The following is a 7,810-nucleotide window of genomic DNA, read 5'->3' as shown; positions in this document are numbered from 1 at the left end:
GGATGAGCGCTGCCGCGACCGAAACGACCTGCTTCGGCGAGACGTCCATCAGGTTCATGCTGTCGCGCGGGGCGAGCATAACTTCACCGGCATGACGGCAGACGACGAATTCATCGACGAAGGAACCGTCAGCGTTCATCTCGGCGTTGGCCTGGGCGACGTAGTACTTCGCCTCTTCCATGGCGGAGAGGTAGAGCACGTCGTTCGTCACCTTGCCGTCGACGATGCGGCGGTACGGGCTTTCGATGAAGCCGTACTTGTTGACGCGGGCAAAGGTCGCAAGCGAGTTGATCAGACCGATGTTCGGGCCTTCCGGCGTTTCGATCGGGCAGATGCGGCCATAGTGGGTCGGATGCACGTCGCGGACTTCGAAGCCGGCACGCTCACGGGTCAGACCGCCCGGGCCAAGAGCCGAAAGACGGCGCTTGTGGGTGATTTCCGAGAGCGGGTTGACCTGGTCCATGAACTGCGAGAGCTGCGAGGAACCGAAGAATTCGCGAACGGCAGCGGCGGCCGGCTTGGCGTTGATCAGGTCCTGCGGCATGACCGTGTCGATCTCGATCGAGGACATGCGTTCCTTGATCGCGCGCTCCATGCGCAGCAAGCCGAGACGGTACTGGTTTTCCATCAGCTCGCCGACCGAACGGACGCGGCGGTTGCCGAGGTTGTCGATGTCGTCGATCTCGCCCTTGCCATCGCGCAGTTCGACCAACATCCGGACCACGGCCAGGATGTCGTCCTTGCGCAGGATGCGGACGGTGTCTTCGACGGTCAGGTCGAGGCGCATGTTCATCTTGACGCGGCCGACGGCGGAGAGGTCGTAACGCTCCGCATCGAAGAACAGCGAGTTGAACATGGCTTCGGCCGATTCCATGGTCGGCGGCTCACCCGGACGCATGACGCGGTAGATGTCGAACAGAGCGTCCTGACGGTTCTCGTTCTTGTCAGCTGTCAGCGTGTTGCGGATATAGGCGCCGACATTGATGTGATCGATGCCGAGAACCGGGATCTCGTCGAAACCATTCGCCAGGATGACGCCAAGCGTCTTCTCGTCGATTTCGTCGCCGGCCTCGAGGTAGATCTCACCCGTGGAGTAGTTGACGATGTCGCCGGCAAGGTAATTGCCGTAAAGATCGTCGTCGGCGGCCTTGAGTGCCTTCAGGCCCTTGTCGGAAAGCTGGCGCAGCAGGCGCGGGGTCAGCTTCTTGCCGGCTTCCACGACGACTTCGCCGGTATCGGCGTCGACCATCTCGGTGATCGCCTTGGCACCCTTCAGCGTTTCTGGCTTGAAGGGAATGCGCCAGCCTTCGCCGTCGCGCTTGTAGAGCGACTTCGTGTAGAAGGTGTCGAGGATTTCCTCGCCGTCCATGCCGAGCGCCATCAGCAGCGACGTCACGGGGATCTTGCGGCGGCGGTCGATACGGGCGTAGACGATGTCCTTGGCGTCGAATTCGATATCGAGCCAGGAACCGCGATAGGGGATGACGCGCGCAGCAAAGAGCAGCTTGCCGGAAGAATGGCTCTTGCCCTTGTCATGGTCGAAGAAGACGCCCGGCGAACGGTGCATCTGGGAAACGATCACGCGCTCGGTGCCGTTGACGATGAACGTGCCGTTGTTGGTCATGAGCGGCATGTCGCCCATGTAAACGGACTGTTCCTTGATGTCCTTGATCGACTTCGCGCCGGTATCCTCGTCGATATCGAACACGATGAGGCGCAGCGTCACCTTCAGCGGCGCGGCATAGGTGAGGTCGCGCTGACGGCATTCGTCAACGTCGAACTTCGGCGGTTCGAACTCGTAGGACACGAATTCCAGCATCGATGCGCCGGAGAAATCGGTGATCGGGAAAACCGACTTGAAAACGGCCTGAAGACCTTCGTCGGGTCGGCCGCCCTTCGGCTCTTCAACCATTAGAAACTGGTCGTAGGACGCCTTCTGAACCTCGATGAGGTTCGGCATTTCTGCGACTTCGGGGATCTTACCAAAAAACTTGCGTACGCGCCTGCGACCATTGAACGAAAGGGTCTGAGCCATCGTCGCTCCTTCAAAATCTTGCACCCGGGCCTGCAACGGACGGGAACCGATGGCCAGTCGATCCCGTCAATCAATGAGTAGTTCAATCTCGTCCGACTCCAGAAAACGCTCAGCTCGGATTGCTGTGCTGCCCTCGGTGCGAGACCATCCTTTTGAAGAACCCATTACCCAAAAGCCGTTTCGACGCGGCTTTTGGGTAATTCGTTCAGAAAAACGGCAAATGGGAGGCAGTAGAAATACTGCCTCCCAAAAGCAGTTTAAGATTACTTGACGTCGGCCTTGGCGCCAGCGTCTTCAAGCTTCTTCTTGATGTCAGCGGCTTCAGCCTTGTTGACGCCTTCCTTGACAGCCTTCGGAGCGGCTTCGACGAGGTCCTTGGCTTCCTTGAGGCCGAGACCGGTGATGGCGCGGACTTCCTTGATGACGTTGATCTTGTTGGCACCAGCTTCGACGAGGATGACGTCGAATTCGGTCTTTTCTTCTTCAACGACAGCAGCAGCGCCAGCACCGCCGGCAGCGGCAGCAACAGCTACCGGAGCAGCAGCGGAAACGCCCCACTTTTCTTCAAGAAGCTTCGACAGTTCTGCAGCTTCCAGAACGGTCAGCGAGGAGAGGTCGTCAACGATCTTTGCGAGATCAGCCATTTTACTAGTTCCTTTTGTTCGGTTCGAACCGGTTGATTATAAACAGCGAAAAACCGCCTTACGCGGCTTCGTCCTTCTTGGCGTAGGCCGCAAACACGCGGGCAAGCTGGCTTGCCGGTGCTGCAACAACCCCAGCGATGCGGGTAGCCGGTGTCTGGATCATGCCCAGCAGCTTCGCACGCAACTCATCGAGCGAAGGCAGGGTCGCAAGCGACTTGACTGCATCGGCGTTGAGCGTGGTTGTTCCCATGGCGCCGCCCAGAACAATGATCTTGTCATTGGTCTTGGCGAAATCCATGACGACTTTCGGAGCGGTGATCGGATCGGTGCTGTATGCAATCAGCGTCTGACCCTTGAAGAGATTGGACATCCCTTCCGCTTCCGTACCCTGAAGGGCGATCTTGGCCAGGCGGTTCTTCGCGACTTTGACGGTGCCGCCAGCTGCGCGCATCTTCGAACGAAAATCGTTCATCTGCGCGACTGTAGCACCAGCATAGTGGGCCACGACAACTGAGCCCGAAGCCTTGAAGACTTCGTTCAGTTCCGTGACGAATTCGCGTTTTTCCGCTCTTTCCACTGCCTATCTCCAGTTGGCGGGACCAAAAACGGGCCCGCCGGTTGCCTTTTGCCTCCTGGGATCATGCGAGATCCCAAGCGACGCTTGAGGATCCTGTCCCCCCGCGCTCTCGCGCCAATCAAGGCTAAAGAGGCACAAGGCATCCAAGGCTCGAACCGAGTTCCTAGAAGCGAACTTCATGCAATTCGGGTCTTACCCGTCTCATGCAGGCTAAGTGATTAAGGGAAAACCACCTGCAATCTCGGACAGGATTCCGGATTTCTCCGGAATATTCCGGCCCCTTGCGAGGCCGGAAATTCAGTCGCCGGATTTAAAGCCCGGCAGTAAACTTATGCAGCCGGCGCACCGGTGACCGAGCCGGGCTCGATCTTGACGCCCGGACCCATGGTCGAGGAAATCGCCACGCGCTTGACGTAGTTGCCCTTGGCGCCTGCCGGCTTCGCCTTGATGACGGCCTCAGCAAAGGCGCGGATGTTTTCTTCCAGAGCCTTGGCGTCGAAAGAGGCCTTGCCGATGCCGGCATGGACGATGCCAGCCTTCTCGACGCGGAACTCGACAGCGCCGCCCTTGGAAGCCTTGACAGCTCCGGCGACGTCCATGGTGACGGTACCGACCTTCGGGTTCGGCATCATGCCGCGGGGGCCGAGAACCTTACCGAGACGGCCGACGAGCGGCATCATATCGGGGGTGGCGATGCAGCGATCGAATTCGATCTTGCCGCCCTGGACGATTTCGACAAGCTCTTCGGCGCCAACGATATCGGCACCGGCGGCCTTGGCTTCGTCAGCCTTGGCGCCACGAGCGAAGACGGCAACGCGAACCGTACGGCCCGTGCCGTTCGGAAGGTTGACGACGCCGCGAACCATCTGGTCCGCATGGCGCGGGTCAACGCCGAGGTTCATCGAGACTTCGATGGTTTCGTCGAACTTGGCGACAGCCCGTTCCTTGACCATGCCGATGGCCAGGGTCAGAGCGTAGAGCTTGGTGGGATCAACACCTTCGTTGATCTTCTGCGTGCGCTTACCAGCCATGATCTTAACCCACCACTTCCAGGCCCATGGCGCGGGCAGAGCCCTCGATCATCGCCATTGCACCTTCGATATCCGCTGCGTTCAGATCCTTCATCTTGGCTTCTGCGATCGACTTGATCTGAGCCTTGGTGAGGGAGCCGGCCTTGGCGCCCTTGCCGGGCGTCTTGGAACCGGATGTGATCTTCGCTTCCTTCTTCAGCCAGTAGCTGACCGGCGGCTGCTTCATCGCGAAGGTGAAGGACTTGTCCTGGTAATAGGTAATGACGACCGGGATCGGCATACCCTTTTCCATTTCCTGCGTGGCGGCATTGAAYGCCTTGCAGAATTCCATGATGTTMAKGCCACGCTGACCRAGCGCMGGRCCRATCGGSGGGGACGGGTTTGCCGATCCTGCCTTGACCTGAAGCTTGAGCTGGCCTGCAACTTTCTTAGCCATATCTCTCTGCCTTTCATGAACGGCCGGTCGCCCGGCCCGTGATGCCGGATCTCTCCGGCGGCTGCGGTTGCGTGGTGCGGATCATCAGGGTCCGGCTAAGACCCCCTCACCTTCCACGCGGGTGCGGACAAGGTCCGCAGGAAACAGGCCGCAAGGGCCAGCTTCCAGTTTCTGCAATCAGACCTTCTCGACCTGAGCGTATTCCAGCTCGACCGGCGTTGCGCGGCCGAAGATCGACACTTCCACCTTCAGGCGCGAACGCTCTTCGTCCACATCCTGAACCGTGCCATTGAACGACGCGAATGGGCCGTCGGAAACGCGGACCTGCTCGCCGATCTCGAAGGTAATGGAAGCCTTCGGCCGCTCGACACCTTCCTGGACCTGACCGAGAATGCGCTCGGCTTCGTAGTCCGGAATCGGAACGGGCTTATTGTCGGAGCCGAGGAAGCCTGTGACCTTCGGCGTATTCTTGATCAGATGGTAGGCTTCGTCCGTCAGATTGGCACGAACCATGACATAGCCCGGGAAGAACTTGCGCTCGGAATCGACCTTGCGGCCGCGACGCACTTCCACCACCTTTTCGGTCGGCACAAGGATCTTCTCGAACAGGTGCTCAAGCCCCTTCTGGCGAGCCTTGTTCTCGATATCTTCAGCCACCTTCTTTTCAAAATTAGAATATGCGTGGACGATGTACCAACGTGCCGCCATTTTCATCTCCACCCGTATCAGTTGCCGGTATTCAGCACGAAGCTCAGAGCCCAGCCGATCAGCTGGTCAGCGGCAAAGAAAAACAGCGCGGCGAAAACCACCATCACCAGCACCATGACCGTCGAGATCATGGTCTCGCGGCGCGATGGCCATGTAACTTTGGACGTCTCGGAGCGAACCTGCTGCAGAAACGCAAACGGATTGGATTTGGATGCCATCGACTGCCCACGCAATTACGGCGCGTAAAGCTGAAACTATCAGCCCCACGCACCGCGTGTCTGTTGAACCCTAAATAAACACCGATTTCCGAATACACAAGAGGGAAACCGAAGTTTAACGAAATTACTTACCACCAATCAATCCTCGGCCGGAAATGCCGCGAGCATATCCGCGCTGTCCCGCATCAAGGAAAATGGCAGGGGCAGTAGGGCTCGAACCTACGACCTGCGGTTTTGGAGACCGCCGCTCTACCAACTGAGCTATACCCCTTCATACCGATCATTCAGCGCCTGAGCCAAGGCCCGCAAATCGCTGCTGAAAAGCATGGCGCTCCCTTTAAGACGACGACACGGGATTGGCAAGCACGATTTTCGATTTTCAAAGCCATTCTCCTGATATGCGAACGATCGGCTTTTCAATCGCGTGACCAGATCCGTTCAGACCTTCACATATTTCCGCCAATCGTGCTCTTCCCTGAAGCCCAGCACCTCGCGGATCTTGCGGTTGGAGAGCAGGCTCTCATATTCGCCGATCTCGCGAGTGAAAGGCACGTTCGGAAAGAATCGCTTCGCAAGCTCCTTCGATGGCGTATTGGCCGAGACGGTGTCATTGACGGCATTGAAGACCTGATAGCCGAGGCCGTCCTTCTCGATGCAGAGATGGCAGATCTGTCCGAGGTCGCGGGCGTCGATATAGCTCCAGGCGATGCGCTTGCGCATCTCGGGATTGGCGAAATAGGTCGGGAACTTCTCGTAGTCGTCAGGCTCGATGACGTTGCCGATGCGCAGCGCATAGATGTCGAAGCCCGAACGTTCGGCAAAGGCGCGCGCCGTCTTTTCGTTGACCACCTTCGAAAGGCCGTAGGAATCCATCGGATTGACGTCGTAGTCCTCCTCCAGCGGGAACTGGTGGAAATCGCGGTGGCCTTCGGCGAAGCAGACGCCGTAGGTCGTCTCGCTCGATGCGACGATGATCTTCCTGATGCCGAGCTYCACCGCCGCCTCGATGACATTATAGGTGCCCATCGTGTTGATCCTGAAGGTTTCGTTATCGGGCTTGATCAGGATGCGCGGGATGGCGGCGAAATGCACGACGGCGTCGAAGGGCTGCACGCCCCTGCCCGCGTCGAGATCGGGAAAATCGCGATGCATCGAGAGCGCGTTGAACACCTGACCGCTATCGGTGATGTCGGCGATGAGATTGGTGACGCCGGGGCTATCCAGCGGCACAAGATCGAGGTTGTGAACCTCGTAACCGGCATTGACGAGCCATGGCACAGCATGGCGACCTGCCTTGCCCGAACCGCCAGTGAACAGAATACGTCTTTTCATGGAAAATCCTCCGCGTCATGAAATCGGAGGCATAGATAGACGCTTCCGCGCGAAGAGCAAGCGAGCGTCCTGCAAGGGTTCACCCCCGCGTCGCCAGGAGCATCCTATCCGGGAGCACCTGGCCGATCATTTCCGATCATCGCAGAACCCTGCGATGCTCGGCAAAGGTCGTCACTTGACGACACTTACCTCGCCAATCTGCACTACGGCAGACTGAACAACCTCTTGCGGAATTGCAGCGATGAAAAACATCGTGAAAACATACATCGCGAATATCGTCGCAGCGAATGTGGCCTTTGGAATCATCCGGGCTCTCCTCTTTGCAAGAAGGAGTCTGGACTACAATGGTCCAATCACAAACCGGTTTCTGAACGTGAGATGAACAAAATACTGTGACAGGCCAACTTAACGATATTTTTACAACACCTGTTAAGCCTACAGGAAGCCATGAAAATGAAAAACCCCGCTGTTTCCAGCGGGGTCTTCATAATTGCGGATAACTCGAAAGTTATTCGACGATCGACGCGACGATGCCGGCGCCGACGGTGCGGCCGCCTTCGCGGATCGCGAAGCGCAGCTTTTCTTCCATCGCGATCGGAACGATCAGCTCGACGGCGACCGTGACGTTGTCGCCTGGCATCACCATCTCCGTGCCTTCCGGCAGCGTCACAATGCCCGTCACGTCGGTCGTGCGGAAGTAGAACTGCGGACGGTAGTTGGTGAAGAACGGCGTATGACGGCCACCCTCTTCCTTCGTCAGGATGTAGGCTTCTGCCATGAACTTCTTGTGCGGCTTGACAGAGCCGGGCTTCGCCAGGATCTGGCCACG

10 protein-coding genes and 1 tRNA gene are annotated in these 7,810 nt (G+C 58.2%); all 11 read right to left on the bottom strand.

Translation table 11 applies throughout. The features are described 5' to 3' along the window. Window positions 1-2,035 (bottom strand): DNA-directed RNA polymerase subunit beta (gene rpoB, locus AC1D1Z_RS31300; RefSeq protein ID WP_477852727.1); only part of this gene is annotated, 2,035 nt, incomplete at its 3' end. A 263-nt stretch (window positions 2,036-2,298) separates the two neighbouring features. Further along, complete coding sequence (gene rplL / locus AC1D1Z_RS31295) at window positions 2,299-2,679, bottom strand: 50S ribosomal protein L7/L12 (protein WP_018241636.1); 381 nt, start codon at window positions 2,677-2,679, stop codon at window positions 2,299-2,301. Window positions 2,680-2,737: 58 nt separating this feature from the next. Further along, window positions 2,738-3,256, bottom strand: a complete 519-nt coding sequence (rplJ, locus tag AC1D1Z_RS31290) for a 50S ribosomal protein L10 (RefSeq protein ID WP_003547522.1) — start codon at window positions 3,254-3,256, stop codon at window positions 2,738-2,740. A gap of 329 nt (window positions 3,257-3,585) precedes the next feature. Continuing rightward, window positions 3,586-4,287: a 50S ribosomal protein L1 gene (rplA, locus tag AC1D1Z_RS31285; protein ID WP_477852726.1), complete on the bottom strand. Its 702-nt coding sequence runs from the start codon at window positions 4,285-4,287 to the stop codon at window positions 3,586-3,588. A 4-nt stretch (window positions 4,288-4,291) separates the two neighbouring features. Next, window positions 4,292-4,723: a 50S ribosomal protein L11 gene (rplK, locus tag AC1D1Z_RS31280; RefSeq protein ID WP_477852725.1), complete on the bottom strand. Its 432-nt coding sequence runs from the start codon at window positions 4,721-4,723 to the stop codon at window positions 4,292-4,294. A 177-nt stretch (window positions 4,724-4,900) separates the two neighbouring features. Continuing rightward, window positions 4,901-5,431, bottom strand: a complete 531-nt coding sequence (gene nusG, locus AC1D1Z_RS31275; RefSeq protein ID WP_003547516.1) for a transcription termination/antitermination protein NusG — start codon at window positions 5,429-5,431, stop codon at window positions 4,901-4,903. Window positions 5,432-5,448: 17 nt separating this feature from the next. After that, window positions 5,449-5,649: a preprotein translocase subunit SecE gene (gene secE, locus AC1D1Z_RS31270; RefSeq protein ID WP_003547514.1), complete on the bottom strand. Its 201-nt coding sequence runs from the start codon at window positions 5,647-5,649 to the stop codon at window positions 5,449-5,451. A 195-nt stretch (window positions 5,650-5,844) separates the two neighbouring features. Further along, window positions 5,845-5,920, bottom strand: a tRNA-Trp gene (locus AC1D1Z_RS31265). 167 nt (window positions 5,921-6,087) lie between these two features. Then, window positions 6,088-6,981, bottom strand: a complete 894-nt coding sequence (locus tag AC1D1Z_RS31260) for an NAD-dependent epimerase/dehydratase family protein (protein ID WP_477852722.1) — start codon at window positions 6,979-6,981, stop codon at window positions 6,088-6,090. A gap of 171 nt (window positions 6,982-7,152) precedes the next feature. After that, complete coding sequence (locus AC1D1Z_RS31255) at window positions 7,153-7,287, bottom strand: hypothetical protein (RefSeq protein ID WP_003547509.1); 135 nt, start codon at window positions 7,285-7,287, stop codon at window positions 7,153-7,155. A 202-nt stretch (window positions 7,288-7,489) separates the two neighbouring features. Beyond that, window positions 7,490-7,810 (bottom strand): EF-Tu C-terminal domain-related protein (locus tag AC1D1Z_RS31250; protein ID WP_477852719.1); only part of this gene is annotated, 321 nt, incomplete at its 5' end.

The sequence above is a fragment of the Rhizobium sp. P1_E1 genome, assembly GCF_056406015.1.
This window is presented reverse-complemented; position numbering and strand designations above follow the sequence as displayed.

Coding starts and splice junctions, on each gene's coding strand:
- rplL (WP_018241636.1), bottom strand. CDS start 2,679: ATGGCTGATCTCGCAAAGATCGTTGACGACCTCTCCTCGCTGACCGTT.
- rplA (WP_477852726.1), bottom strand. CDS start 4,287: ATGGCTGGTAAGCGCACGCAGAAGATCAACGAAGGTGTTGATCCCACC.
- nusG (WP_003547516.1), bottom strand. CDS start 5,431: ATGGCGGCACGTTGGTACATCGTCCACGCATATTCTAATTTTGAAAAG.
- secE (WP_003547514.1), bottom strand. CDS start 5,649: ATGGCATCCAAATCCAATCCGTTTGCGTTTCTGCAGCAGGTTCGCTCC.
- AC1D1Z_RS31255 (WP_003547509.1), bottom strand. CDS start 7,287: ATGATTCCAAAGGCCACATTCGCTGCGACGATATTCGCGATGTATGTT.